The organism is Amycolatopsis sp. PSD-21 (assembly GCF_055561455.1).
Window position 1 is genome coordinate 2123885 of the sequence record NZ_CM145712.1, and the last position, 25481, is coordinate 2149365.

Genomic DNA, 25481 nt, shown 5'->3' on the forward strand with positions numbered 1-25481 from the left:
CCGGCCCTAGGGTGGGATGGCTCTCGCAAGATCAAGAAACTCCAGCGCCAAACCTACGTCCGGGGGACGGGTTCATGGGTACGCAAAGACCGCGGCGCGGTCTCGGCCATCGACGGCTCGGAGCCGCCCAGATCGTGTTCTTCGTGGTGGCCGCGGCGGGTCCGTTGTTCGCCATCGCGGGCGGCGTCCCGACCAACTACGCGGTCACCGGCAGTATCGGCGTGCCGCTGTCGTTCCTCCTGCTCGCCCCGATCCTGGGACTGTTCGCGGTCGGATACGCCGCGATGAGCCGCTACATCACCAACGCGGGCGCGTTCTACCCTTACGTCGCCAACGGGATCGGCAAATCCACCGGCGCCGGGATCGCGTTCGTCACGCTGATCTCCTACAACGCCATCCAGATCAGCATCTACGGTCTGTTCGGCTGGTCGGTGTCGACCTGGCTCGGCACGCTCACCGGATCCCCGCCGCCGTGGTGGCTGTGCGCGCTGGTGATGGTGCTGATCATCGGCGCGCTCGGTGTCCTGCGGGTCGATCTCAACGCCAAGGTGCTCGGGGTGGCGCTGTGCCTCGAAGTCGCCGTCGTCGCGATCATCGACATCGCCTTGTTCGCGAATCCCGCCGGTGGCGGCGTTTCCTGGGTTCCGCTGGAGCCGTCGAGCCTGTTCACCACCGGGGTGGGCGCGGTGTTCGCGTTCTCCGCCGCCGCGTTCATCGGTTTCGAGGGTGCGGCGACCTACGGCGAGGAGACCCGGGAACCCAGCCGCACGGTCGGCCGCGCGACATACGCGGCGATCGGGCTCACCGCGGTGCTCTACGTCGTCTCGTCGCTCGCGCTGGCCGTGGGGACCGGACCGGACGTCATCGTCACCACCGCGGCGGCGCAGGGCCCGGACCTGTTGTTCAACCTGGCGGGCGAGCACCTCGGCGAAACGTTCTCCAATGTGGCGTACACACTGTTCGTGACCGGTCAGTGCGCGGCGCTGCTGAGCTTCCACAATGCCGTCGCGCGGTACTTCTTCGCGCTGGGCCGGGAAGGGCTGCTGCCGCGCTCGCTGGCCAAGACCAGCAAACGCACCGGCGCCCCGGTGGCCGGTTCGCTCACGCAGACCGCGCTCGCGCTCGTGGTCGTGTCACTGTTCGCGATCGCGGGCCGCGATCCGGTGACCGAACTGTTCACCTGGCTCGGCACGACGGCGTCCACCGGGGTCGTGGTGATCATGATCGCCGTCTCCCTGTCGGTGATCGGCTTCTTCAAACGGCGCCGCGGCGCCGAAAACGCCTGGCGCCGCTGGATCGCGCCGGGCGCGGCGATGCTCGCGTTGTCGGCCGTCCTCGCGCTGATCCTGTTCAACTTCGATCTGCTGCTCGGTCCGGCCGGGACGTTCCTGTTGCGCTGGGGGCTGCCCGGTCTCGTGCTCGTCGCGGCCCTTGCCGGCTTCCTGCGCGCGGAAGTGTTGCGGACGAAGGATCCCGAGACCTACGCGGCGATCGGTGGCCCGCTCGAAGACGACGAACCCGTCAAGCTGGAGGTGGGACGATGATCATCCGCGCTGCTGAAGAGTCCGAAATGGACACCGTCGTCGACGTATTGTCCGAGGCCTTCCATGAAGACCCGGTGAGTATGTGGGTCTTTCCCGGTGACGAGCGCCGCGCGGTGGCGCTGCCGATCTTCCATCGGGCGGTCGTACTGGGGATGCTCGCCGTGGGCGGCCATGTCGACGTCACCGACGATCTCTCCGGCGCCGCGGTTTGGGCGCCCGGTGGCGACGAGGACATCGACGACGAAGCGTTCGCCGGCCTCACCGGGGAGGAAATCGGCAGGCTCATGATGGTGTTCGAGCTGATGACGGAGCACGCCCCCGCCGGCGAGTACCACCACGCGCAGTTCATCGGCGTCCGCAAGAACGCGCAACGGCGAGGGATCGGCGCACGGTTGCTGAAGCACGGCCTCGACCGGTACGGCGCGGTGCCCGCGTACCTGGAGGCGAGCAGCGCGGAGAGCGCGAAACTGTACCGGCGCCTGGGTTTCCGCGATCACGGGCCGGCTTTCGCGGTCGAGGGTGGGCCGCCGATGCTGCCCATGTGGCGGGAGCCGTCGATTTGTCTATAAAGGACTGGTAAAGTGGCGGGCAGATGACGACGAACCGTGCCCCCGCCCCACGGCACCGTTCCGTCTTCTTCCTGCTGATCTTGCTCGTCTTCGCCTTCGTCACGCCGACCGTCCCCCACGGGCACGGGCGGGCCGCGACGGAAGACCCCGTCGCCGTCTTCGCGACCCATCCGCTGCCCGCCTTCCACGGCGGGCAGGCCGTTCCCCTCGCCGACGCTCCTTCCGAAGCGGAGACCGTCGACCTCCCCGACGCGGGCCACGCCCCTGAGCAGGGCGAACCCGTCGTCATCACCCGAGCGGTGCCCCAGGCGCCCGCACGGGCACCTCCGCGCTGACCGGTCCCCAAGCCGCATCAGCCATCCATCGGAGGTCTCCATGAGTTCCGGTCATGCCCTGCTGGCCGTCGGCGGGGCGTTCCTCGCCGCCGGTGTCATCGCCAGAGCGGGCGCCCGTATCGGGCTGCCGACCATCCCCCTGTTCATGCTGGCCGGTTTCGTCTTCGGCCCCAACACCCCCGGACTGTCCCTTGTGGACGATCCGGCCGAACTCGGCGTGCTCGCCGGGCTCGGTCTCGTCTTCCTCCTGTTCTACCTCGGCCTCGAATTCTCCCTCGACGATCTGGCCAAGGGCGGGCGCAAACTCGTCTGGTCCGGGCTGATCTACCTGATCCTGAACATCGGCGGCGGTCTCGCGTTCGGCTTCCTGCTGGGCTGGGGGACCAGGGAAGCGCTGGTCATCGCCGGTGCCATCGGGATCTCGTCGTCCGCGATCGTCACCAAGCTCCTGCTCGAATCCCGCCGGATGAACAACCCCGAGTCCCGGCTGATCATGGGCATCATCGTGATCGAGGACCTGTTCCTCGCGCTGTACCTGGCGTTGCTGCAGCCGGTGCTGTCCGGCGCCGGGAGCTTCGGTTCGGCGCTGGCCGACTTCGGCAAGGCCTTCGCGTTCCTGATCGTGATGGCCGCGCTCGCCCGCTGGGGTGGCCGGGTGATCTCGAAGCTGTTCGGTTCGGCCGACGACGAACTGCTCACCGTCTGCTTCGTCGGTGTCGCGGTGATGGGTGCCGCCGTCGCCGAAGAGGTCGGGGTCTCCGACGCCATCGGCGCGTTCATGGTCGGCATGATGCTCGGTGGCTCGAAGGTCGCGCCGCGGATCCACAAGCTGGTGCTCCCGCTGCGGGACGCGTTCGGCGCGTTGTTCTTCTTCATCTTCGGGCTCAGCATCGATCCGAACGCGGTCGGCTCGGTGGTCGTGCCGGTGCTGATCGCGGTGGCGCTGACGATCGTGCTGAACCTCGGCGCGGGCGCGCTGGCCGCACGAGTGAACGGTTTCGATCGCCAGGCCGGGGTGAACATCGGGCTCACCGTGCTCACCCGCGGCGAGTTCTCGCTCGTGCTCGCCGCGATGGCGACCGCGGCCGGGCTGGACTCGCGGGTCGCGCCGTTCGTCGCGGGCTACGTCCTCCTGCTGGCCGTGATCGGTCCAGTCGCGGTCATCCGCTCGGAGAAACTCACCTGGTTGCTACCGGCGAGTATTGTCCGAGGCTCGACCCGCCGCGACGAGCCGGCCAGGGCGACGTGACGAGGAGGCCTGGGTGACCGAACGGTTCGGCGGCTACCAGAACGAGATCTACCTGCAGGGGCTCGGCGGGACCTTCCCGCCGTGCTCCACCGACGCCACGAAGCTGGAGGAGTCCGCGCGGGAGATCCTCGAGCCCGGGCCGTTCTGGTACGTCGCGGGCTCGGCAGGGTCCGGCGCCACCGCGCGGGCCAACCGGGAGGCGTTCGACCGCTGGCGTCTCGTGCCCCGGATGCTCACCGGCGCCACCGAACGCGATCTGTCGACGACCGTGCTGGGGACGCCGGTGCCGGCGCCGGTGCTGCTGGCGCCGGTCGGCGTCCAGTCGATCGTGCACGAGGGCGCCGAACCGGCGGCCGCGCGGGCCGCGGCGTCGGTCGGCCTGCCGTATGTCATGTCGACGGCGTCGTCCACGAGCATCGAGGACGTCGCCGAGGCCAGCGGTGAGGGTCCGCGCTGGTTCCAGCTGTACTGGCCGACCGACAACGAGGTCTGCGCGAGCATCCTGGCGCGGGCGAAGGCCGCGGGCTTCACCACACTCGTGGTCACGCTCGACACCTGGACCCTCGCGTGGCGCCCGAACGACCTCGACCACGCGTACCTGCCGTTCATCAAGGGCGTCGGGCTCGGTGTCCCGCTGAGCGACCCGGTGTTCCGCGGCCTGCTGGAGAAGACGCCGGAGGAGGATCCGCCCACCGCGATCCTGCGGTGGATCTCGATGATCACCGGTACCGACAGCACCTGGGACCGGCTGCCGTTCCTGCGCGAGCACTGGGACGGGCCGATCGTGCTCAAGGGCATCCAGCACCCCGACGACGCGCGCCGCGCCGTCGAGGCCGGGATGGACGGGATCGTCGTGTCCAACCACGGCGGCCGTCAGGTCGACGGCGCGGTCGCCTCGCTCGACGCGCTCCCGGAGATCGTGGCCGCGGTCGGCGACCGGCTGGAGATCCTGTTCGACTCCGGTATCCGCACCGGCGCCGACATCGCCAAGGCGCTCGCGCTCGGCGCGAAGGCCGTGCTGGTGGGGCGGCCGTGGGTGTACGGCCTGGCGCACGCGGGGGAGGAGGGCGTCCGGCACGTGCTGCGGAGCCTGCTCGCCGATCTCGACCTGACCATGGGCCTGTCCGGGCACCGGACCCTGGCCGACCTCACCCCGGGGTCGCTCACCCGCTCCTGACCAGCGCGATGTCGCCTCCGGCATATTCGGAGGCCCGGATCGTCACGCACGGCTATCCTGGTGCCGGTCATGGCTTCTCAACCTTCCCCGCTCGGCGCCCTGCGCGCTCGCCTGCCCGAACTCATGTCGCGCGACGAGCACCGCCTCCGGCGCCGGCTCGACGGTGCCCGGAAAGCGCGGAACGCCGAGTCGATCGCCGCCCAGCTCGAGGCCGACATCGAGGCCGCCGAGCTGCGGGTCACCCGCAGGCGCGACGCCGTCCCGAAGATCTCGTTCCCCGAAGAGCTGCCCGTCAGCCAGCGCAAGGACGAGATCGCCGCCGCCATCCGCGACCACCAGGTGGTGATCGTCGCGGGCGAGACCGGCTCCGGGAAGACGACCCAGCTGCCGAAGATCTGTCTCGAACTCGGCCGCGGCATCCGGGGCCAGATCGGGCACACGCAGCCGCGGCGGCTGGCCGCGCGCACGGTCGCCGATCGCATCGCCTCCGAGCTGAACACCGAGCTGGGCGATGCCGTCGGCTACAAGGTCCGGTTCACCGACCAGTCGGGCCAGGACACGCTGGTCAAGCTGATGACGGACGGCATCCTGCTCGCCGAGATCCAGACCGACCGGATGCTGCGGCAGTACGACACGCTGATCATCGACGAGGCGCACGAGCGCAGCCTCAACATCGACTTCATCCTCGGCTACGTCAAGCAGCTCCTGCCGCGCCGCCCCGATCTCAAGGTGATCATCACCTCCGCGACGATCGACCCCGAGCGGTTCTCCAAGCACTTCGACGACGCGCCGATCGTGGAGGTCTCCGGCCGGACGTATCCGGTCGAGGTCCGGTACCGGCCGATCATCGACCCCGACGACCCGGACGCCGACCAGGATCGCGACCAGACGCAGGCCATCTGCGACGCCGTCGACGAACTGCAGCACGAGGGGCCCGGCGACATCCTGGTGTTCCTCTCCGGCGAGCGGGAGATCCGCGACGCGGCGGACGCCCTGTCCAAACAGGACCTGAGGAACACCGAGATCCTGCCGCTGTACGCCCGGCTTTCGTCGTCGGACCAGCATCGGGTGTTCCAGCGCCACACCGGACGCCGCGTCGTGCTCGCGACGAACGTCGCCGAGACGTCGCTGACCGTGCCCGGTATCAAGTACGTCGTCGACCCCGGCACCGCGCGGATCTCGCGCTACAGCCACCGCACCAAGGTGCAGCGGCTGCCGATCGAGCCGGTGTCGCAGGCGTCGGCGAACCAGCGCAAGGGCCGCTGCGGCCGGACGTCCGACGGTATCTGCATCCGGCTGTACTCCGAGGACGACTTCGACGCGCGGCCCGAGTTCACCGATCCGGAGATCCTGCGGACCAACCTCGCGTCGGTCATCCTGCAGATGACCTCGCTCGGCCTCGGCGACATCGCGGCGTTCCCCTTCGTGGAGCCGCCGGACCGCCGTCAGGTGACCGACGGTGTCCAGCTGCTGCAGGAACTCGGCGCGTTCGAGATGTCGGACGGCAAGAAGCTCACCGAGACCGGCCGCAAGCTCGCGCAGCTCCCGGTCGATCCGCGGATGGCGCGGATGGTGCTGGAGGCGTCCCGCAACGGCTGCGTCCGCGAAGTGATGATCATCGCCGCCGCACTGTCCATTCAGGACCCGCGCGAGCGTCCGGCGGAGAAGCAGCAGGCGGCGGACGAGCAGCACGCGCGGTTCGCGGACAAGACGTCCGACTTCCTCGCGTACCTGAACCTGTGGGAGTACGTCACCGAGCAGCAGAAGGCGTTGTCCACCAACCAGTTCCGCCGGATGTGCCGCAACGAGTACCTGAACTACCTGCGCATCCGCGAATGGCAGGACATCTTCAGCCAGCTGCGTCAGCTGGCCAAACCGCTCGGCATCACCCTCAACACCTCCGGCCCGGTCGATCCGCAACGGGTGCACACGTCGCTGATCGCCGGGCTGTTGTCGCACGTCGGCCTCAAGGATCCGGCCAAGGGCGACTATCTCGGCGCGCGCGGGGCGCGGTTCTCGGTGTTCCCGGGGTCGGCGCTGTTCAAGAAGCAGCCTCGGTTCGTCATGTCGGCCGAACTCGTCGAGACCTCACGGCTATGGGGCCGGGTCAACGCGCGGATCGAGCCGGAATGGGTCGAGCCGCTCGCCGGGCACGTGGTGAAGCGGAACTACTCCGAGCCGCACTGGGAACGCAAGCAGGGCGCCGTGATGGCGAAGGAGAAGGTGACGCTGTACGGCGTCCCGCTCGTCGCCGACCGCCGCGTCAACTACGGCCGGATCGACCCCGAGGTGAGCCGCGAGCTGTTCATCCGGCACGCGCTCGTCGAAGGTGATTGGGAGACCCGGCACCACTTCTTCCGCGAGAACCGCGCGCTGCTCGAAGAGGTCGAGGACCTGGAGAACCGGGCCCGCCGCCGCGACATCCTGGTCGACGACGAGACGCTGTTCGAGTTCTACGACCAGCGCGTCCCGGCCGACGTCGTCTCCGCGCGGCATTTCGACAGCTGGTGGAAGAAGGCGCGCCACACCCAGCCCGACCTGCTGAGCTTCGAGAAGACGATGCTCATCAACGAGACCGCGGGCGGCGTGCGCGAGGCCGATTACCCCGACTTCTGGACCCAGGGCGGCCAGACCTTCAAGCTCACGTACCAGTTCGAGCCGGGCGCGGACGCCGACGGGGTCACCGTGCACATCCCGCTGCCGGTGCTGAACCAGGTGACCCCGGACGGCTTCGACTGGCAGGTCCCTGGCCTGCGCGAAGAGCTGGTGACGCAGCTGATCAAGTCTCTGCCCAAGGCGATCCGGCGCAACTTCGTGCCGGCGCCCGATCACGCGAAGCTGGTGCTCTCGCGGGTCGGCCCGGCCGACGGGCCGCTGCTGCACGTCGTCGCCGACGAGCTGGAAGCGTTGCGCGGGGTGGTGATCCCCGACGACGCCTGGCAGCTGTCGACGGTCCCCGAGCATCTGAAGATGACGTTCCGCGTGGTCGACGTCCGCGGCAAGAAGGTGTCCGAGGGCAAGGACATCGAGGCGCTCAAACGGGATCTGAGCGGGCAGGTGCGCGCGACGATCTCCAAGGCCGCCGACAGCATCGAGCGCGAGGGCCTGACGACGCCCGCGTTCGGTGAGCTGCCGAAGGTGTTCGCGAGCAAGCAGCGCGGGCACGACGTCAAGGCGTATCCGGCGCTGGTCGACGAAGGCGGTTCCGTGGCGGTGCGCCTGCTGGACACGCCGGGCCAGCAGGAACAGTCGATGTGGGCGGGCACGCGGCGGATGCTGCGGCTGAACATCCCGTCGCCGATGAAGTTCATCACCCGTAACCTCGGCAACTCGTCGAAACTCGTGCTGAACCGGAATCCGCACGGCTCCGTGGCGGCGTTGCTCGAAGACTGTGTGGACTGCGCGGTCGACAAGCTCGTGGCCGACAACGGCGGACCGCGCTGGGACGAGGCCGGCTTCGCGGTCCTGCTGGAGAAGGTGCGCGCCGGGCTGAACTCCGGGGTGCTCGACGTGCTGACCAACGTCGAGAAGATCCTGCGCGCCGCGAACGACGTCGAAACGCGGCTGGCCGACACGCGCGGTCCGAAGGACTCGCTCGCGGATATCCGCTCGCAGCTGGATGGCTTGGTGCACAAGGGTTTCGTCACCGAAACGGGGCAGGACAGGCTCAAGCACGTCGTCCGGTACCTGCGAGGGATCGAACGGCGGCTGGAGAAGCTCCCGACCGAGCCGACGCGCGACATCCAGCGCACCGGCGACATCGCGTGGCTCCGGAACGAGTATCAGGCGGCGCTGGACGCCCTTCCTCCGGGCACTTCGTCGCCCGCGCTGCGGGAGATCCGGTGGATGATCGAGGAACTTCGGGTGAGCTTCTTCGCCCAGACGCTCGGTACCGCCCACCCCGTCTCCCTCAAGCGGGTCATCAAGGCCCTGGACGACGCCGCCGCGCCCCGCAGTTAGCCAGCTAACTGCGGCGCTCCGCAACCCCCCGCCCCACTCACGTGAGTTACACCCCCACGCACGCCAGTTACGCCCCCACCCACGCGAGTTACGCCTCCAACCACGCGAGTTACGCCCCCAATCACGCGAGTTACGCCTCCAGTCACGCGAGTCGCGCGCCCAGTCACGCGAGTCGCGCCTTCAATCACGCGGGTTCGCCGCCTGATCACACGTGTCGTCCGTTCAATCACGCGTGTCGTCCATCTGATCACGCGAGTGGAGTTGCCCCCGGATTCCGGACACGGGGTTGTTACGCGGCTTGCTGGTGACTGTAGCTGGTTCGGGTTTCGTGGGGTGTTCGGTGACCGACTGTCGAATGTAGACGGTTGTGGTTGTAGTAGTGGAGGTAGCGGAATATGTCGTGTCGTGCCTGGTCACGGGTGGGCCAGATGGTGGTGCCGATCTCGGTTTTGAGGGTGGCGAAGAACGACTCGGCGACGGCGTTGTCGTAGCAGGATCCGACCCGTCCGATCGAGGGCCGGATCCGGTGATCGGCGAGCGCGGCCCGGAATTGGCCGGAGGTGTACTGGACGCCACGGTCGGAGTGGAACACCGCGCCGGGGCGGATCAGGCCGCGTGCGGTGGCCAGGGTGATCGCGTCGCAGACCAGGCCGGCGCGCAGGTGCTCGCCCATCGCGTGCCCGACGATCTCGCGGTTGTGCAGGTCGATCACCGTGGCCAGGTAGAGCCAGCCCTGGAACGTGGGCAGGTAGGTGATGTCCCCGACGAACCGGTGACCCGGACGCTCGGCGGTGAAATCACGGCGGAGCACATCCGCCACCGGCGTCACCGGGCTGGCGGCGGGCGTGGTCAGGCTTCGGCGTTTGCGGCGGGTGATCCCGGCCAGGCCCTGTTCGCGCATCAACCGCTCCACCCGCTTGTGGTTCACCACCCGCCCGCGCCGGCGCAGCTCGGCGGTGATCCGCGGGACACCGTAGGCGCGCCGGTGCTCGGCATGGATCGAGGCGATCACCGCCACCAGCTCCCGCTCCCCCGCCGCCACCACCTCACGAGCGGCCTCGGCGGCGACCCACTCGTGGAAACCCTGCCGACGCAGGCCCAGGACCTGACACAACCGCTTCACACCGAACTCGGCGCGATGCTCGGAGATGAACCGGTAGCGGTAGATCATCGATCCATCTCTTTGGCAAAATAGGCGGCCGCTTTACGCAGGATCTCCTTCTCTTTCTGCAGCTCAGCGACCTGCTTCCGCAACCGCTGCACCTCATCGGTGACCGCGGGATCCTCCACCGGCGCGGCCGCTTCCTCCTTGGCCTTGTTCACCCACGACCGCAGGGTCTCGTGATTGACACCCAGCTCACGAGCGATCTGACGCAACGGACGATCACCGGACTCCACCAGCTCCACCGCATCCCGACGGAACTGCTCCGGATACTTCGACGAACGCGACACCAAGACATCCTCCCTCCAGACCACTGTCTGGAATCAAGGTGTCCGCATCACGGGGGCAACTCCACGAGTTCGCCATCTGGTCACGTGTTCCCGTCGCCTGGAAACGGGACTCGTGTGATCGAGGCCGGAACTTGCGTGATTGAGGGCGTAACTCGCGTGACTGGAGGCGGAACTCGCGTGATCCGATGGACGACGCGCGTGATCCGATGGACGACACGTGTGATCAGATGGACGACACGCGTGATTGAGGGCGTAACTCGCGTGATTGAAGGCGTAACTCGCGTGTTTGGAGGCGTAACTCGCGTGATCGGGGGCGTAACTCGCGTGATCGGGGGCGTAACTCACTTAGCGTCGGCGTAGGTGTCCACGGCGGCGATGTGCAGCGGGAACCGGACCGGGCAAGCGGGACCGAAGAGCATCCGCGCCGCCTCGGCCATACTGTCCACAATGGACTCCGAGACCTCGTCGGCGAACTCGGCCGGGGTGTGTACCAGGACCTCGTCGTGCTGGAAGAACACCAGGTGCGCGGGGGAGGGGAGTCTGCTCCGCAGGGTCGCCAGCAGGACCGCGGTCATATCCGCCGCGCTCGCCTGCACGACGAAGTTCCGGGTGAAACGCCCCCAGTTGCGGGACGCCTGCCGCGCCTTCAGCTCGCCCGCCTCGTCCTCCGCGACGCCGCCGGTCAGCGCGCGCCAGGCCTCCGATGGCGCGGGCGACGTCCGGCCCAGCCGCGAGCGGACGCGCTCACCGCGTTCCCCGGCCTGCGCGGCACGCTCCACATAGGACACCGCGTCCGGGAACCTCGTGCGCAGCAACGCCAGCAACGGTCCCGCCTCGCCGGAAGTGCCGCCGTACATCGCCGACAGCATCGCGATCTTCGCGCGGTCGCGATCGTCCCTGTCGTCCCAAGCGGGCACCGGCACGCGGCGCACACCGGAGAACATCGCCTCGGCGAGGCTCGCGTACAGATCCGTGGCCGCGGCGACCTCGGCCAGCTTCCGATCTCCGGACAACGCCGTCAGTACCCGCGGCTCCAGCTGGGCGGCGTCGGCGACGACCAGTTTCCAGCCGGGATCGGCCCGGACGCAGGTCCGCAGGATCTTCGGGATCTGCAGCGCACCCCCGCCCCGGCTCGCCCAACGGCCGGAAACGACCCCGCCGACGACGTAGTGCGGACGGAACCGGCCGTCGTGCACCCACTCGTCGAGCCACGTCCAGCCGTTGGCCGAATGCAGCCGCGCGAGCTCCTTGTACTCCAGCAGCGGCGGGACGGCGGGGTGGTCGATGTCGCGCAGCAGGTACTTCCTGGCCGACGAGACCTCGATGCCCTCCCGGCCGAGCGCCCGCACGACGCTGGCCGGGGCGTCCGGGTTGACCGGGCGTCCGCCGAACGCGTCGCTGATCTTCGCCGCCAGCTCGACCAGCCGCTTCGGCCGGTGCCCCGCCGGGACACGCGGCCCGAGCTGCTCGGCCAGCAGCGCCAAGTGCAGGTCGGCTCGCCAAGGCAGCCCGTCGGCCGACATCTCCGCGGCCGCCAGCGCGCTCGCCGACTCCGCCGCGAAAAGCAACCGGAGCCGCTCCGGACGCTCGGTGAGAGCGACCCGCTTCTCCTGCTCGGCCAGCACCCGGCGCGCCGCGTCGATCACCGTGACGCCCGAGGGCAGCCGCGGCCCCCGGGTCTCGAACAGCGTGGGCTGGTCGTCCTCGGCCCAGAGCGGCGGCTCGTCGGCGGGCGCCTCTTGCCCGTTCGCCCTGGCCAGCGCGGCACGCAGACTCCGCGATTCCTGCGGGCGCCCTTCGTGGGCCAGGAGCAATCCCTCGGTCAGCGCCAGGTCGTGACAGCGCCGCACCCGCACACCCGCCTTGATCAGCGCCGGATACGTCCCTTCGACCGACGGGAACACCCAACGGGGTGAGTGCTCCGCCTCCAATCGCCGTACTTCGCCGACGAACTCCGGGAGCTTCATCCCCCGCCGCGCGGGCTGCCCGGAAAAAGCGATCGCGAAGTCGCCATCCTCCTCTTGACCTGCGATCGCCTGCACACTCACATTGTGGTGGTTCCCTCCGACATTTCTGTCACCAGACGGCTAGTGCGCCTGCGCTATCGGTCGGCTACTGTCGAGTAGCAACCCCATACCGCCGGTACGCGAACCGCCGGGGGCATGGTGTCTCGCCGCAGCAGCAACGGAGGTGCCCGGATGAGAAACCCCACCGGCCTCGCCACCCTGGTGGCGGGCAAGGTGACCGAGACCGTGCGCAGCATCGACGTGATGCGCCAAGCGGGCCTGCTCCCCATCCCGCGCGTCGACGAAGGTCTGCGTTCGCTGGTCATGGTGCGCAAATGGGGCCCGTTCGCCGGCGCGAACATGATCGCCGCCCGCCGGGACCCGACCGCGACCGGCATCATCGACGAGCTCGGCCCGCTGACCTTCAAGCAGCTCGACACCCAGTCGAACGCGCTGGCCAGGGCGTGGTCCGAACGCGGCCTCGGCCCGGGGTCGGTGATCGCCGCGCTGTGCCGCGATCACCGCGGTCTCGTGCTGACGATGCTCGCCTCGGGCAAGCTCGGCGCCAAGTTGCTGCTGATGAACACCGGGTTCGCCAAACCACAGCTCGCGGACGTCGCCAAGCGTGAAGGCGTCACCGCGCTCGTGTACGACCAGGAGTTCACCGGCCTGCTGGACGCGGTCGAAGGCGACGTCGAGCACTACCTCGCGTGGGTCGATTCGGACACCGCCCGCCCGGCAGGCGTCCCCGTCGTCGCCGAACTGGTCGCCAGCACCGACGACCGCGCGTGGCCCGCGCCCGCCAAACCAGGCGGGTTCATCCTCCTGACCAGTGGCACCACCGGGACGCCGAAGGGCGCGCCGCGGCCGCACACGTCCGCTCTCGCCTCCGCGCAGTTCCTCGACCGCATCCCACTGAGGACCGGCGAAGCGACCTACATGGGCGCACCGCTGTTCCACGGCACCGGGTTGTCGCAGTTCATCCTGTCGTTCGCGCTCGGTTCGAAGGTCGTCATGCGGCGCAAGTTCGTGCCGGAGGAGACGTTGCGCGGCGTCGCGGAGAACCGCTGCACCACGCTGGTCCTCGTGCCGACGATGCTGCAGCGGATCGTCGACCTGCCCGAGGAGGTCCGCGCCAAGTACGACACCTCGTCCCTGCGGATCATCTTCGTCGCAGGCTCAGCGCTGTCACCGGATCTGGGGAACCGTGCGACCGCCGCGTTCGGCGACGTCGTCCACAACCTCTACGGCTCCACCGAGGTCGCGGTCGCCACCGTCGCGACCCCCGAGGACTGGCGCAAGGCGCCGGGTACCGTCGGCCGCGCGCCGGTGGGCTGCAAGGTCGCGCTGTACGACGAAAAGGGCGAGAAGATCACCGAGCCGCATGTCACCGGCCGGGTGTTCGTCGGCAGCGGGCTGAGCTTCCAGGGCTACACCGACGGGCGCAACAAGGAGATCATCGACGGCCTGCTCTCCAGCGGCGACGTCGGCCATTTCGACGAGGACGGCCTGCTGTTCATCGACGGCCGCGACGACGAGATGATCGTCTCCGGCGGCGAGAACGTCTTCCCGATCGAGGTCGAGAACCTTTTGGTCGAACGCGAGGACGTGCTCGAAGCCGCCGTGATCGGGGTCGACGATCCCGAGTTCGGGCAGCGGCTGAAGGCCTTCGTGGTGCGGGCCGAGAAATCGGATCTGGACGTCGACGGCGTGCGCGAGTACGTCAAGGCCAACCTCGCCCGGTACAAGGTGCCGCGCGAGGTGGAGTTCCTCGACGAGCTACCGCGCAACGCGACCGGGAAGGTGCTGCGCAACAAGCTGCACTAGTACTCCCAGTCGATGCCGAACACGCCGGGGCCGAAGTCGAGCGCCACGGCGTGGACGCCGTTGCCCTGGTCCGGTTTGAGTTCCTTCCGGTCCCTCGGCCCAGCCGAGGCGCCGTGGGCGCTGTACTGCCAGCATTTCGCCGGCACGGTGCCCGGATCGAACCGGACCTCCAGCAGGTACTCGCGCACGGGACGCCGGAACTCGCGGTAATGCGTGTTCCGGCATTCCGGGTACGGCGGCCCGGGGTTGGTCAGCGAGTACTCGATCAGGTGGGTCTCGCCGCGGTCGATGGGCCGGTCGAAGAGCAGTTCGGCCACCGTGAGCCCGTGCTCGTCGTCGACCTCGGCGCGGCCGACGTGACAGTTGCGCAGCGTGTTCAGCACCGGCGGCCCGGCCTCCGGATCGCCCTGGGCGTAGACCAGCAGCCAGCGGTCCTGCCCGTCCGCGCCCGCCTGGAACACCGCCCGCGCGGTCACCGCGCGTTGCCCGCCGTCCTCGGCGATCTCGCACAGGTCGTGCAGGCCGACGAGTTTCAGCTGATGGTGTTGTTCGAGCGCGTTGGGCGCGCCGACCTTCTCCAGCAGCGCCTGGAGCGCTTCGAGCGGGAAGGTCAGCGGCTGCTCGGTGGTCGCCCGGCTGCGGCGTGACGACGCTCCGCGCGGTCGCGGCGGCGGCAGCAGGCTGAGCAGCGAACCGGCGGGGATCGCCAGGACCTCTTCGAGGACCCGGACCGCGGACAGCGAACTCTGCCGTTCCGGCTGACGTTTGCCCGATTGCCAGTAACTCAGCGCGGTCACGCTCACCGACGCGCCGCGCGCGAGCAGCCGGGCTTGGATACGGTCGAGACTCAGGCCGCTGGTGGCGATGGCCGATCTCAACGCGGTGGCGAACGCGGTACGCGGCTGATCTTCATCGTCCGTGGTCACTCGGTCCGCCGCGCTCCCCGCCACCATATGCTGCCCGACCGCCCCCGTCTGCCGTTCCCTGACACCGCCCGGTTGATAACAACACGAATAACTTTAACAGTCTGAGGTAACGCTTCAGGGGCGCCTTCTGCCAGGCGAAAACGACTTTACGGACGAGCGCGGTTACTCCGGATGGCCTAGTACTGGTAACTGTGAATCATTGCCCGCCACCAGGGCACCGGCTTGCATGGCTCTCAACAACGATCATCCTCCCGGGTGATCCGCACGGCGCGGCAGGAAGGGAACCAGTGAGCAAGTCCCGGAAGAACCTGAAGTCCCGAAAGACCCGTAGCGGCCTCGTGGCGGGTGTCGCCCTCGCCGGGGTGACCGCGGCGGTCGCCACGTTCGGCGCGGGTGCGGCCAACGCCGAGCAGCAGGGCGAGATCCGCGGCGCGGGTGCGGCCAACGCGGTCGGCGGCAGCTACATCGTCGTGCTCAAGCCCACCGCGGTCGGCCAGGGCGTGGCCGCGGCGCACGAGATCACCGCGAACGTGGCCGCCAAGGCGCAGGGCCTCACCGGTCAGTACGGCACCACGCTGTCCCGCACGTTCGGTTCGGCGCTGAACGGCTTCTCGATCAAGGCCGACGAAGCCGCCGCGAAGCGTCTCGCCGCCGACCCGCAGGTCGCGTACGTCGTCCAGAACAAGACGTTCAAGATCAGCGAGACCCAGGACAACCCGCCGTCGTGGGGCCTGGACCGCGTCGACCAGGCGGACCTGCCGCTCGACGACAAGTACACCTACCCGACGAAGGCCGACAACGTCACCGCCTACGTCATCGACACCGGTGTCCGCGGCTCGCACAAGGACTTCGGTGACCGCGCGACCGGTGGCAAGGACTTCGTCGACAACGACGACACCCCCAACGACGAGCACGGCCACGGCACGCACGTCGCCGGCACCATCGGCGGCACGGACCACGGCCTGGCGAAGGGTGTCAAGATCGTCGGCGTCCGCGTGCTGGACGCCAACGGCAGCGGCACCACCGAGGGTGTCGTCGCCGGTGTCGACTGGGTCGCGGCGAACGCCAAGGGCCCGTCGGTCGCCAACATGAGCCTGGGCGGCGGCGCGGACGACGCACTCGACGCGGCGGTCAAGGGCGCCATCGACAAGGGCGTGACCTTCGCGCTCGCGGCGGGCAACGAGTCCTCCGACGCCGGCACCACTTCGCCCGCCAGGGTGAAGGAGGCCATCACGGTGGCCGCCAGCGACAAGACCGACAAGCAGGCCAGCTTCTCGAACTACGGCTCGGTCGTGGACCTGTACGCGCCGGGTGTCGACATCACCTCGTCGTGGGCGACCGGTGACGACGCCACCAACACCATCAGCGGTACCTCGATGGCCGCGCCGCACGTCGCCGGTGCCGCCGCGCTGTACCTCTCGGCGAACCCCGAGGCCACCCCGGCCCAGGTCGCCGAAGGCCTGGTCGGTGCCGCCGCGGACGGCAAGATCAGCAACCCGACCGGCGGAACGGCCAACAAGCTGCTCCAGGTCAAGTAAGACCCTTGTGGACAGGTTGCCCCCGGCGAACCCCAGGCGCCGGGGGCAGCCCCATGTTCGAGGGGGTCCCAGACTTGTTACCAACGGGTAAGCTCCCTGCCATGGTCCTGCGGAAGAACATCCTGATCACCGGGGCGAGCTCCGGACTCGGCGAGGGAATGGCCAGGCAGTACGCCGCCAGAGGCCGCAACCTGGCGCTGGCCGCCCGTCGTGTCGACCGGCTCGAAGCGCTCGCCGCGGAACTCAAGAAGGCGTACCCCGGCATCACCGTGGTCACCCGGAAGCTGGACGTGAACGACCACGACCAGGTCTTCGCCGTCTTCGAGGAGTTCCGCGAGGAACTCGGCTCACTCGACCGCGTGATCGTGAACGCCGGGCTCGGCAAGGGGCAGCGCATCGGCACCGGCCGGTTCGACGCCAACCGCGAGACCCTCCAGACGAACTTCCTCGCCGCGGCCGCCCAGATCGAGGCCGCCGTCGGCATCTTCCGCAAGCAGAAGAACGGCCACCTGGTGGTCGTGTCCTCCTTCCTCGCGCTGCGCGGTGTGCCCGGCAACGCGACCGCGTACGCCGCCTCGAAGGCGGGTATCTCGTCGTTCGCCGAGGGCACCCGGATCGAGCTGCTGAAGACGCCGATCAAGGTCACCACGCTGCATCCCGGGTTCATCGAATCGGAGATGAACGAAGACATCTCGAAGCTCCCGGGCGCCGTCAGGGCGGAGCCCGGCGCGCAGGCGCTGGTGAAGGCGATCGAATCCGAGACGGCGAAGGCGTTCGTGCCGACGTGGCCCTGGAGCGTGCTCTCGAAGCTCTTCCCGTTCGTCCCGGCGCCGTTGCTGAAGAAGTTCGGATGACGGTCGCCGCGGACAAGACCGTCGAGGTACGCGGAGAGGACTCGTTCGACCCGGCCGCGGTGCACGCGTGGCTGGCCGGACGGGTGCCCGGGCTCGGAGACGCGCCGCCCGAGGTCCGCCAGTTCCCCGGTGGCGCCTCGAATCTCACGTACCTGCTGACTTACCCGGATCGCGAGCTGATCCTGCGGCGCCCGCCGCTCGGGCACAAGGCCGCGTCCGCGCACGACATGCGCCGCGAATTCCGGGTCCAGCAGGGTTTGCGGCCCGTCTTCCCGTACGTGCCCGAGGTGCTCGCCTTCTGCGACGACGAAACCGTGCTCGGCGGCGACTTCTACGTGATGGAACGGCTGGAAGGTCTGATCCTGCGCGGAGATCTGCCCGCCGGTCTCGACCTGCCGCCGGAGGGCGCGCGGGAGCTGTGCGGCAAGGTCGTCGACCGGCTGGTGGAACTGCATTCCGTCGACGTCGAGGCCGCCGGGCTGGCCGATCTCGGCAAGGGTGCCGGCTACGTCGAGCGCCAGGTGCGCGGCTGGTCGGAGCGGTTCCTCAAGGCGCGCACGGAGAACGTCCCGGACTGCGCCGAGGTGATGGCGTGGCTGAAGGACAATCAGCCGTCCGAGGTCAAGATCTGCTTGATCCACAACGACTACCGGCTCGACAACCTGGTGCTCGACGACGCTCTCGACATCGTCGGCGTGCTCGACTGGGAGATGGCCACCCTCGGCGATCCGCTGATGGAACTGGGCAGCACCCTGGCGTACTGGGTACAGGACGACGATGACGACGTCATGAAGCTCAGCCGCCGTCAGCCGACGCACGTGTCGGGGATGTACACGCGAGAGGAGTTCGTGCGCCGGTACGCGGAACGCTCCGGCCTCGAAATCGGCGACTGGACGTTCTACGAGGTGTACGGCCTGTTCCGGCTCGCGGTGGTGATCCAGCAGATCTACTACCGGTTCCACAGTGGACAGACGACCAATCCGGCGTTGAAGGACCTTTGGCAGTTCGTCGGTTACCTCGACGGGCGCTGCCGCCGGATCATCGGAGGAGGAACCGCGTAGATGGGTGCGATCTACCTGGTCCGGCACGGGCAGGCCTCGTTCGGCGCGGCGAACTACGACCAGCTCTCGCCGCGCGGCTTCGAACAGTCCACTGTGGTCGGTGAGGAACTGCTGCGGCGCGGTGTCGAATTCACCCGGGCGCGAGCGGGTTCCCTTGCCCGCCAACGGGACACGGCCGCGACGGCGTTGAAGGTGCTCGGCTCCGGGATCGCCGTCGTCGAGGACGAGCGCTGGAACGAGTACGACCACGTCGACATCGCGAAGCATCACGCGGCCGGTGTCCAGCAGGCCGATTCGCGGGCGTATCAGGCCGCTTTGGACGGTGCGCTGAACGCCTGGGTCTCCGCCGGCGAAGACAGTCCGTGTGCCGAGACCTGGCCCCGGTTCTTGGAGCGGGTCAAAGGCGCGCTGGCCGACGTCGTGGCGTCGCTGGGCAAGGGCGAGCACGCCGTGGTCTTCAGCTCCGGCGGCGTGATCGCGACGGTCTGCGGCGCGCTCATGGGTACGCCGGAAGCGGGGCTGCTGAAGCTGAACCGGGTCACCGTGAACGCGGGCATCACCAAACTCGTGTCCGGCCGCGGCGGGGTGACCTTGCTGTCGTTCAACGAACATCCGCATTTCGAGGCGGAAGCCGCACAACTGCTCACTTATCGGTAGGAGACACGCGATGGCGTTCGGCGAGGTCACGGTCATCCCGGTCAACGGGCACGGTCCCGAGGACGTCGTGGTCGACGACCAGGGGCGGATCTACACCGGCGTCGACGACGGGCGGATCCTGCGCGTCACGCCGGACGGCAGGCGGATCGACGTCCTCGGCGACACCGGCGGCCGTCCGCTGGGCCTGGAGTTCTACGGCGAAGACCTCCTGATCTGCGACGCCAAGGCCGGTCTGCTCACCATGCCGCTCGCGGGCGGCCCCGTCACCACCCTGGCGACTTCGGCGGTGGGGCTCGACTTCGTGTTCTGCAACAACGCCGCCGTCGCCTCCGACGGCACGGTGTACTTCACCGACTCGTCGCGCCGCTTCGGCATCGAGAAATGGCGCGACGATCTGATCGAGCAGACCGGCGGCGGGCGGCTCCTGCGCCGCACGCCGGACGGCAAGATCGAGCAGCTCGCGGACGGTTTCCAGTTCGCCAACGGCGTCGCGCTGCCGCCCGACGAGTCCTATGTGGCCGTCGCCGAGACCGGCGCCTACCGGGTCGCACGCGTGTGGCTCACCGGCGACAAGGCGGGAACGCGGGACTACCTCGCCGACGACCTGTGGGGCTACCCCGACAACATCTCGACCGGCAGCGACGGGCTGATCTGGATCACCGTGGCGAGCCCGAAGGTCCCCGCGCTTTCCCTGGTGCAGAAGCTCCCCGCGCCCCTGCGGGCCGGAGTCCGGGCGCTGCCGACGGCCCTGCAGCCCGCACCCGCGCGGGAATGCGGGGTGCGGAGCGTGACTCCGGACGGGAAGCTGGTCCACGAACTGCGCGGGGAGATCGACGGGTTCCATGTGCTCGTCGGCGTCCGCGAGCGGGCCGGGACCCTCTACTTCGGCTCGCTGGAGGACAACGCGATCGCCGTCACCTCAGTCTAGGCAGAATTCGTTGCCTTCCGGGTCGTTCATCACGATGAAGCCGAGGCTCAGCGGCTGCTCGGGCTCGAAGCGCTGAATCCGCTTCGCCCCGAGCGCGACGAGCCGGTCGCACTCGGCTTCGAGCGCCGCCATGCGCTCGTCTCCCTCCAGTCCGGGAGCGGCACGCAGGTCGAGGTGGACGCGGTTCTTCGCGATCTTGTCCTCGGGGACCTGCTGGAAGAAGATCCTCGGCCCTTCGCCGTCCGGGTCTTCGAGGGCGGAGCGGGTGTTGCGCTGATCCTCGGGCACTCCGACCCGTTCGAGGAACTCGTCCCACGCGTCCAGCGGATCGGTGCCTTCGGGCACCTCCACGCCGGGAGGGCCGGGGTGGACGTAGCCCAGGGCGTCACGCCAGAAGGTCGAGAGGGCTTTCGGGTCGTGGGCGTCGAAGCTGACCTGGAATTCGCGGCTCTTGCGGTTCATGGGAGAAGTCTGACACGCCTAGCGGACAGGATCGGTCCGCTATCTCTGGCACAGTGTCCGACATGGAGGACGAGCGCGGGACGACCGAGCGGGTGCTCACCCTGCTCGGCCTGTTGCAGCAGCGCGCGGTGTGGACCGGCCCGGAACTGGGCGAACGGCTCGGCGTCACGGCGCGCACGATCCGGCGCGACGTCGAACGCCTGCGCGCGCTCGGGTATCCGGTGCAGGCGAGCAACGGCGTCGGCGGCGGCTACCAGCTCGGGCCCGGCCACGATATGCCGCCGCTGCTGCTGGACGACGAGGAGGCGATCGCCACCGCGGTGTCGCTGCTCGCCGGCGCGGGCAGCGGGGAGGCCGCCCTCCGGGCGCTGACGAAACTCGACCGGGTGCTGCCGACCAGGCTGCGCCGCGAGGTGAGCGCGCTGTCCGGCTCGGTGGTCGCCTTCGACGGAAGCCGCGCGCCGATCGATCCAGAGGTACTCATGACCCTGGCCCGGGCCTGCCGCGACGAGGTCGAGGTGGGCTTCGAGTATCCGTCTTCGGGTTCCGTTTTGCGGCGGGTCGAGCCGTATCGGCTGGTGGCTTCCGGGCGGCGCTGGTACCTGCTGGCCTACGACCTCGACCGCGACGACTGGCGCACCTTCCGCGTCGACAGGATGACCGGCGTTTCCGCGCGGTCGTGGCGTTTCCGCCCGCGCCCGGCGCCCGACGCGGCGGCCTACGTGCAGGAGAACATCGCGAGCCGGGTCTACCGGCACCAGGCGCGATTCCTGGTGCACGCGCCCGCTCCCGTTGTGCGGGCGCAGATTCCGGCGTCGGCGGCGGTGGTGCGGGAACGGGGCCGTTCGCGGTGCGAGGTGCTGAGTGGAGCCGGGGATCTCGACTTCCTGCTGATGCACGTGGTGGTGCTGGGGCACGCGTTCGAGGTGATCGAACCGGCGGAATTGGGGGAGCGGTGCCGGGTACTGGCCGAACGTCTCTTGGGTGCGGCTGGTGCTTCTTCCCCGCACTTAGCCGACTGATCGCGGAGCGTCGGGTGCATGACCGGCCCGTTCAGGCATGACTGTGTGGGTTTCAGGTCATCTAACGTCCCGAAATCCACACAGTCGGGCCTCGCCGGTCCGGTCACGACCGGGGGTCGCCGCAGTTAGCCGACTAACTGCGGAAGGGGGAAGAGCTCACCGGCCGGTCCATTGGGGCGAACGCCCAGCCGTCCAGGCCGCATAGAACTCCCCGTGGTCCTTCGCCGTCATCAGCAAAGCCTGCGTGATCGCCTCCAGTTCGATGGAGCTCCCCAGATCCATGTCCAGCTCACGCGTCAGCAGCACCTTCGTCGTGCTGTACGCCAACGCCGGCCCGTCGGCCAAACGCCGCGCCAGAGCAGAGGCGGCGGAAGCCAACTCGGAGTCGGGAACGACCTGGGAAGCCAGCCCGATCGCCTCCGCGCGAGCCGCGTCGATCTTGTCGCCCAGCATCAGCAATTCGGTCGCCCGGCCCAGGCCCACCAGCCGCGGCAGCAGGTACGCCGAACCCATGTCCGCACCGGCCAGGCCCACCTTCGTGAACAGGAAGGCGAACTTCGCCGACGACGCCAGCAGCCGGAAGTCGCTCGCCAGCGCGATCACCGAACCCGCGCCCGCCGCGACACCGTTCACCGCCGCGATCACCGGAATGGGGCACTCCCGCAGCGCCTTCACCACCGCGCCGGTCATCCGCGTGAACTCCAGCAGTTCCGCGGACTCCATTTTCTGCAACTCGCCGATGATCTCTTCGACGTCGCCGCCGGAGCAGAAACCACGCCCCTGTCCGGTGATGACCAGCACCCGGACGTCGCCGCGGTGCGGCAGCTCGGCCAGCAGGTCGCGCAGGTCGGCGTAGCTGTCGAAGGTGAGCGCGTTCAGTTTGTCGGGGCGGTTCAGGGTGACCGTGGCGACGCCGTCGTCCACGGTGAACTCGAAGTGCTCCCAGTCCGTCGTGATCGGCGGCGTGGCGCGGAACGGGCTCATGACTGGATCCCACCTCCATCGAGGACGAGTGTCTGTCCGTTGATCGCGGCGGCTTCGGGCGCCGCGAAGAAGGTCACCGCGTGGGCGACCTCGTCGGGTTCGAGCAGACGGCCGAGCGGCGACGCGGCGGCGAGGGCGGCCTCCGCATCGGCTTCGTCGCGGCCGGTCCGTTCCTGGATCCGGGCGACCGAGGCGGCGGTCATGTCCGTGCGCACGAAGGCCGGGCAGACGGCGTTCGCGGTGACGCCGGTGCCCGCCAGTTCCGCGGCGGTCGCCCGCATCAGCCCGACGGCGGCGTGCTTCGACGCGGTGTACCCGGCCGTGTAGCGATAGCCGATATGCGACGCCGTCGAGGCGACGGTGACGATCCGGCCGGTGTCGCGCGACCGCATCCCGGGCAGAACCGCCCGTGTGCACAGGAAAGCGCCGGTCGCGTTGACCTCGATCTGCGTGCGCCACTGCTCCAGCGACGTCTTCGCCAACGGGGCGCTCGCCGAGATCCCGGCGTTGTTCACCAGCACGTCCACCGGGCCGAGACCGTCGAAGTACCGCGCGACGGCGGCTTCGTCGGTGACGTCGCAGTCGGCCCGGCCGGGCGCGTGCACCTTGTCGCCGGCGGCCCGGAACCGTGCGGCGATGGCCGCGCCGATCCCGCGGGTCCCGCCGGTGACGACGACGATCCTGCTCACTCTGCCTCCACCCGGCGCAACGCGCGCCGATCGAGTTTTCCGTTCGCGGTGCGGGGGAGTTCGGCCACGAACACCACCTCGCGCGGGTATTTGTGCTTCGCCAGATGGGCGCGTGCGTGGTCCTTCAGTTCCTCGGCCGTCGCGGAAGCGCCCTCGGCCAGGACGACGCACGCCCGCGGGACGACCAGGCCGTCGACCGTCACGCCCAGCACCGCGCAGTCGACGACCGCGGGATGGCCGATGAGACAGTCTTCGATCTCGCTCGGCGCGACGAACACCCCCGACACCTTCAGCAGGTCGTCGGCGCGGCCGTGGTGGTGGAAGTACCCGTCGCTGTCGCGGCTGAACAGGTCGCTCGTGCGCAGCGTGTCGCCGTGGAACGTCCGCGCGGTCTTCTCCGCGTCGCCGTGGTATTCACGGGCGATGGTCGGCCCGGACACCTCAAGGGTGCCGATCTCCCCATCCGGTAAGGGATCGCCGCTCTCGTCCAGGACACGAGCGGTGTAGCCGGGCACCTCGCGGCCGAGGCTGCCGACCCGATGCGCGCCGGGCACGTTGGACAGATAGATGTGGTACGCCTCCGACGAGCCGATCCCGTCGATCACCGGGACACCGAACACGTTGTCCCACTTGCGATGCAGCTCCGAAGGCAGCGCCTCGCCCGCCGACGTCGAGAGCCGCAGCGAGCTCATGTCCACAGTAGACGCCGCCGGATGGGCGATCATCGCGCTCATCATGGTCGGCACGTTCACCAGGATCGTCGGCCGGTACCGCTCGATCAGCGAGAACAGCAGATCGGCGGTACTGCGCTGCGGGAACACGATCCCGGACGCGCCGACGCCGAACGGGAACAACGCGGTCAGATCGCGCGCGTAGCCGAAGAACAGCTTCGGCACGGCCAGCACCCGGTCGTCCTCGCGGAGACCGAGCACGCCGAGTGCGTACCGGTCGAAGCTTTCCAGCGCGCTGCGCGCCGGATGGACGCACGCCTTGGGGGAACCGGTACTCCCGGTGGTGAACTTCCAGATCGCGACGTCGTCCAGCGTGGTCGGCGCGGCCTCCAGTTCGGCCGATGCCGAGGCGGCCAGCGAGTCGAACGAGTGCTCGCCGGGCTCCAGCGCGACATCGCCGACGACCAGCAGGTTCCGCGCGCCGGCTTCCCGCAGCGCGGGCAACGTCGAGGCGTCCGCGATGACGACGACGGCCTCGGTGTAGTCCAGGTAGTAGGCGTAGTCCTTGGCCTGGAGGAAGGAATAGACCTCGGCGGTGACCGCGCCGATCTTCTGCGCCGCGTACCAGACGGATACGAACTCGACGCCGTCGTTCAGTGCCAGCAGGACCCGCTGTCCACTTCGGACACCCAGGTCCCGCAGCACGTTCCCGGCCCGGTTCACCCGCGCCGCCAGCTCCGCGTAGGTGACTTCTTCGTCACCGCACAGCAACGCCGTCCGCTCGCCGGGGAGCCGGTCGACGAAATGGGTCGCCAGATTGAAGGTCATACGAGGTCTCGGATCGCTTCGACCAGGATGTCGGTGAGCGCCGAGAAGGTCTTCCCGCCTTCTTCGGCGGTCGCCTGGGCGGGTGTGCCGCAGTAGGCCTCGGTCATCCCGGCCGAGACGAAGTCCGCGGCATCGCTGCGCGCCAGGTCGACGTGGACCGGCGGCAGGTCGCGCTGGACGGCGGCGTCGACGAGGTCGGGCCGGTCGGCGAGCACCAGCGACGTTTCGTACTGCCCGGCGTGACATTCACCGGAACGGAACTCGTCGGTGAGCCGCTCGGCGTACCGGCGGCGGACCAGGTCGACGAAGCCGACGCCCGCCGCCTCGGCCACGCGCCGCAGCACCGCCAGATGCGCCGGCTCGAAATGGTTGTTGACCAGCAGGATTCGCGTGAGGCCCTGCTCGGTGAGCGCGCCGCAGATCTCGGTCAGCAGCGCGTACAGGGTCTCTTCGCCGATCGAGATTCCGCCCGCGAACCCGGCGGCGAACCGCGTCACCCCGTACGGCACCTCGGGCAGGATCAGCACCCGGACACCGGGATCACCCGCCAGCCGCGCGGCGGCGCGTTCGCACATCCCGCGTGAGATCAGGGGATCGGTGCCCAGCGGCGCGTGCGGTCCATGCGGCTCGACGGCGCCCACCGGCAGCAACAGCACGGGAACGCGCTCGTCGGACGCGAGCGCGGCGACCTGAGGTGAGCTCAACTCCGCGAAGTACGTCACCCGAGTCAAGCTACACCGCA

Annotated in this window: 22 protein-coding genes; 13 read left to right on the forward strand and 9 right to left on the reverse strand. The window is 69.1% G+C overall.

Annotation, left to right across the window (positions count from 1 at the left end; all coding sequences use genetic code 11):
* Window positions 1–74: 74 nt before the first annotated feature.
* The 6 genes from ACZ1DY_RS10395 to hrpA all read left to right on the forward strand — a co-directional run bounded on the left by ACZ1DY_RS10395 (window position 75) and on the right by hrpA (window position 8834).
* Window positions 75–1544: an APC family permease gene (locus tag ACZ1DY_RS10395; protein WP_465484190.1), complete on the forward strand. Its 1470-nt coding sequence runs from the start codon at window positions 75–77 to the stop codon at window positions 1542–1544.
* Entirely contained in the window at window positions 1541–2113 is a 573-nt protein-coding gene (locus ACZ1DY_RS10400; protein ID WP_465484191.1) for a GNAT family N-acetyltransferase, read from the forward strand. The genes ACZ1DY_RS10395 and ACZ1DY_RS10400 overlap by 4 nt, the downstream gene beginning before the upstream one ends.
* A gap of 23 nt (window positions 2114–2136) precedes the next feature.
* Entirely contained in the window at window positions 2137–2448 is a 312-nt protein-coding gene (locus ACZ1DY_RS10405) for a hypothetical protein (RefSeq protein ID WP_465484192.1), read from the forward strand.
* A 40-nt stretch (window positions 2449–2488) separates the two neighbouring features.
* Window positions 2489–3697: a cation:proton antiporter gene (locus ACZ1DY_RS10410; protein ID WP_465484193.1), complete on the forward strand. Its 1209-nt coding sequence runs from the start codon at window positions 2489–2491 to the stop codon at window positions 3695–3697.
* Between the two features lie 13 nt (window positions 3698–3710).
* A complete protein-coding gene (locus tag ACZ1DY_RS10415) occupies window positions 3711–4874 on the forward strand; it encodes a lactate 2-monooxygenase (RefSeq protein WP_465484194.1) in 1164 nt (387 codons plus the stop codon).
* 69 nt (window positions 4875–4943) lie between these two features.
* Window positions 4944–8834: an ATP-dependent RNA helicase HrpA gene (gene hrpA, locus ACZ1DY_RS10420; protein ID WP_465484195.1), complete on the forward strand. Its 3891-nt coding sequence runs from the start codon at window positions 4944–4946 to the stop codon at window positions 8832–8834.
* 289 nt (window positions 8835–9123) lie between these two features.
* Here hrpA and ACZ1DY_RS10425 read toward each other — a convergent pair whose 3' ends face one another.
* The 3 genes from ACZ1DY_RS10425 to ACZ1DY_RS10435 form a co-directional block, all read right to left on the reverse strand.
* Window positions 9124–10005, reverse strand: a complete 882-nt coding sequence (locus tag ACZ1DY_RS10425; protein WP_465484196.1) for an IS3 family transposase — start codon at window positions 10003–10005, stop codon at window positions 9124–9126.
* Window positions 10002–10286 carry a transposase gene (locus ACZ1DY_RS10430; protein ID WP_465485635.1) on the reverse strand — a complete coding sequence of 95 codons (285 nt, stop codon included), beginning with the start codon at window positions 10284–10286 and terminating at the stop codon, window positions 10002–10004. The genes ACZ1DY_RS10425 and ACZ1DY_RS10430 overlap by 4 nt, the downstream gene beginning before the upstream one ends.
* Window positions 10287–10627: 341 nt before the next feature.
* Window positions 10628–12334, reverse strand: coding sequence for a bifunctional 3'-5' exonuclease/DNA polymerase (locus ACZ1DY_RS10435; protein WP_465484197.1), 1707 nt, complete (start codon window positions 12332–12334; stop codon window positions 10628–10630).
* A gap of 150 nt (window positions 12335–12484) precedes the next feature.
* On the opposite strand from ACZ1DY_RS10435, the gene ACZ1DY_RS10440 reads away from it, so the two are divergent.
* Window positions 12485–14119 carry an acyl-CoA synthetase gene (locus ACZ1DY_RS10440; protein ID WP_257488579.1) on the forward strand — a complete coding sequence of 545 codons (1635 nt, stop codon included), beginning with the start codon at window positions 12485–12487 and terminating at the stop codon, window positions 14117–14119.
* On the opposite strand, the gene ACZ1DY_RS10445 is transcribed toward ACZ1DY_RS10440, so the two are convergent.
* Window positions 14116–15072: a hypothetical protein gene (locus tag ACZ1DY_RS10445; RefSeq protein ID WP_126735509.1), complete on the reverse strand. Its 957-nt coding sequence runs from the start codon at window positions 15070–15072 to the stop codon at window positions 14116–14118. The genes ACZ1DY_RS10440 and ACZ1DY_RS10445 overlap by 4 nt on opposite strands.
* 260 nt (window positions 15073–15332) lie before the next feature.
* Between ACZ1DY_RS10445 and ACZ1DY_RS10450 the strand changes: the two genes are divergently transcribed.
* The 5 genes from ACZ1DY_RS10450 to ACZ1DY_RS10470 all read left to right on the forward strand — a co-directional run bounded on the left by ACZ1DY_RS10450 (window position 15333) and on the right by ACZ1DY_RS10470 (window position 20083).
* On the forward strand, window positions 15333–16583 hold the full coding sequence (locus ACZ1DY_RS10450) for a S8 family peptidase (RefSeq protein WP_126735511.1): 1251 nt from the start codon (window positions 15333–15335) through the stop codon (window positions 16581–16583).
* 101 nt (window positions 16584–16684) lie between these two features.
* Window positions 16685–17437 (forward strand): SDR family oxidoreductase, encoded by a 753-nt coding sequence (locus tag ACZ1DY_RS10455; RefSeq protein ID WP_126735513.1) that lies wholly within the window; start codon window positions 16685–16687, stop codon window positions 17435–17437.
* Window positions 17434–18498, forward strand: coding sequence for a phosphotransferase family protein (locus ACZ1DY_RS10460; RefSeq protein ID WP_465484198.1), 1065 nt, complete (start codon window positions 17434–17436; stop codon window positions 18496–18498). The genes ACZ1DY_RS10455 and ACZ1DY_RS10460 overlap by 4 nt, the downstream gene beginning before the upstream one ends.
* The gene (locus ACZ1DY_RS10465; protein ID WP_465484199.1) at window positions 18499–19155 is read left to right on the forward strand and encodes a histidine phosphatase family protein; all 657 of its coding nucleotides are present in this window, start codon (window positions 18499–18501) and stop codon (window positions 19153–19155) included.
* Window positions 19156–19165: 10 nt separating this feature from the next.
* Complete coding sequence (locus ACZ1DY_RS10470; RefSeq protein WP_465484200.1) at window positions 19166–20083, forward strand: SMP-30/gluconolactonase/LRE family protein; 918 nt, start codon at window positions 19166–19168, stop codon at window positions 20081–20083.
* Here the strand turns inward: ACZ1DY_RS10470 and ACZ1DY_RS10475 are convergent.
* Complete coding sequence (locus tag ACZ1DY_RS10475) at window positions 20075–20545, reverse strand: VOC family protein (protein WP_465484201.1); 471 nt, start codon at window positions 20543–20545, stop codon at window positions 20075–20077. The genes ACZ1DY_RS10470 and ACZ1DY_RS10475 overlap by 9 nt on opposite strands.
* Window positions 20546–20607: 62 nt before the next feature.
* Between ACZ1DY_RS10475 and ACZ1DY_RS10480 the strand changes: the two genes are divergently transcribed.
* Window positions 20608–21567 (forward strand): helix-turn-helix transcriptional regulator, encoded by a 960-nt coding sequence (locus tag ACZ1DY_RS10480; protein WP_465484202.1) that lies wholly within the window; start codon window positions 20608–20610, stop codon window positions 21565–21567.
* A 156-nt stretch (window positions 21568–21723) separates the two neighbouring features.
* Here ACZ1DY_RS10480 and ACZ1DY_RS10485 read toward each other — a convergent pair whose 3' ends face one another.
* From ACZ1DY_RS10485 to ACZ1DY_RS10500, 4 genes are read right to left on the reverse strand one after another with little or no spacing between them, the layout of a single operon-like run.
* Window positions 21724–22551, reverse strand: a complete 828-nt coding sequence (locus ACZ1DY_RS10485) for an enoyl-CoA hydratase family protein (protein ID WP_257488561.1) — start codon at window positions 22549–22551, stop codon at window positions 21724–21726.
* Window positions 22548–23240, reverse strand: coding sequence for an SDR family NAD(P)-dependent oxidoreductase (locus ACZ1DY_RS10490; protein WP_465484203.1), 693 nt, complete (start codon window positions 23238–23240; stop codon window positions 22548–22550). The genes ACZ1DY_RS10485 and ACZ1DY_RS10490 overlap by 4 nt, the downstream gene beginning before the upstream one ends.
* A complete protein-coding gene (locus ACZ1DY_RS10495; protein WP_465484204.1) occupies window positions 23237–24739 on the reverse strand; it encodes a benzoate-CoA ligase family protein in 1503 nt (500 codons plus the stop codon). Before ACZ1DY_RS10495 ends, ACZ1DY_RS10490 begins: the two co-directional genes overlap by 4 nt.
* On the reverse strand, window positions 24736–25461 hold the full coding sequence (locus ACZ1DY_RS10500; RefSeq protein ID WP_465484205.1) for a creatininase family protein: 726 nt from the start codon (window positions 25459–25461) through the stop codon (window positions 24736–24738). Before ACZ1DY_RS10500 ends, ACZ1DY_RS10495 begins: the two co-directional genes overlap by 4 nt.
* Window positions 25462–25481 lie beyond the last annotated feature (20 nt).

Excerpts from the sequence above, each read along its gene's own strand:
- ACZ1DY_RS10410 (WP_465484193.1), top strand. The coding sequence starts at position 2,489 with ATGAGTTCCGGTCATGCCCTGCTGGCCGTCGGCGGGGCGTTCCTCGCC.
- ACZ1DY_RS10405 (WP_465484192.1), top strand. The coding sequence starts at position 2,137 with ATGACGACGAACCGTGCCCCCGCCCCACGGCACCGTTCCGTCTTCTTC.
- ACZ1DY_RS10445 (WP_126735509.1), bottom strand. The coding sequence starts at position 15,072 with ATGGTGGCGGGGAGCGCGGCGGACCGAGTGACCACGGACGATGAAGAT.
- ACZ1DY_RS10475 (WP_465484201.1), bottom strand. The coding sequence starts at position 20,545 with ATGAACCGCAAGAGCCGCGAATTCCAGGTCAGCTTCGACGCCCACGAC.
- ACZ1DY_RS10455 (WP_126735513.1), top strand. The coding sequence starts at position 16,685 with ATGGTCCTGCGGAAGAACATCCTGATCACCGGGGCGAGCTCCGGACTC.
- ACZ1DY_RS10470 (WP_465484200.1), top strand. The coding sequence starts at position 19,166 with ATGGCGTTCGGCGAGGTCACGGTCATCCCGGTCAACGGGCACGGTCCC.
- ACZ1DY_RS10400 (WP_465484191.1), top strand. The coding sequence starts at position 1,541 with ATGATCATCCGCGCTGCTGAAGAGTCCGAAATGGACACCGTCGTCGAC.
- ACZ1DY_RS10485 (WP_257488561.1), bottom strand. The coding sequence starts at position 22,551 with ATGAGCCCGTTCCGCGCCACGCCGCCGATCACGACGGACTGGGAGCAC.
- ACZ1DY_RS10495 (WP_465484204.1), bottom strand. The coding sequence starts at position 24,739 with ATGACCTTCAATCTGGCGACCCATTTCGTCGACCGGCTCCCCGGCGAG.
- ACZ1DY_RS10465 (WP_465484199.1), top strand. The coding sequence starts at position 18,499 with ATGGGTGCGATCTACCTGGTCCGGCACGGGCAGGCCTCGTTCGGCGCG.
- hrpA (WP_465484195.1), top strand. The coding sequence starts at position 4,944 with ATGGCTTCTCAACCTTCCCCGCTCGGCGCCCTGCGCGCTCGCCTGCCC.
- ACZ1DY_RS10480 (WP_465484202.1), top strand. The coding sequence starts at position 20,608 with ATGGAGGACGAGCGCGGGACGACCGAGCGGGTGCTCACCCTGCTCGGC.
- ACZ1DY_RS10425 (WP_465484196.1), bottom strand. The coding sequence starts at position 10,005 with ATGATCTACCGCTACCGGTTCATCTCCGAGCATCGCGCCGAGTTCGGT.
- ACZ1DY_RS10460 (WP_465484198.1), top strand. The coding sequence starts at position 17,434 with ATGACGGTCGCCGCGGACAAGACCGTCGAGGTACGCGGAGAGGACTCG.
- ACZ1DY_RS10395 (WP_465484190.1), top strand. The coding sequence starts at position 75 with ATGGGTACGCAAAGACCGCGGCGCGGTCTCGGCCATCGACGGCTCGGA.
- ACZ1DY_RS10440 (WP_257488579.1), top strand. The coding sequence starts at position 12,485 with ATGAGAAACCCCACCGGCCTCGCCACCCTGGTGGCGGGCAAGGTGACC.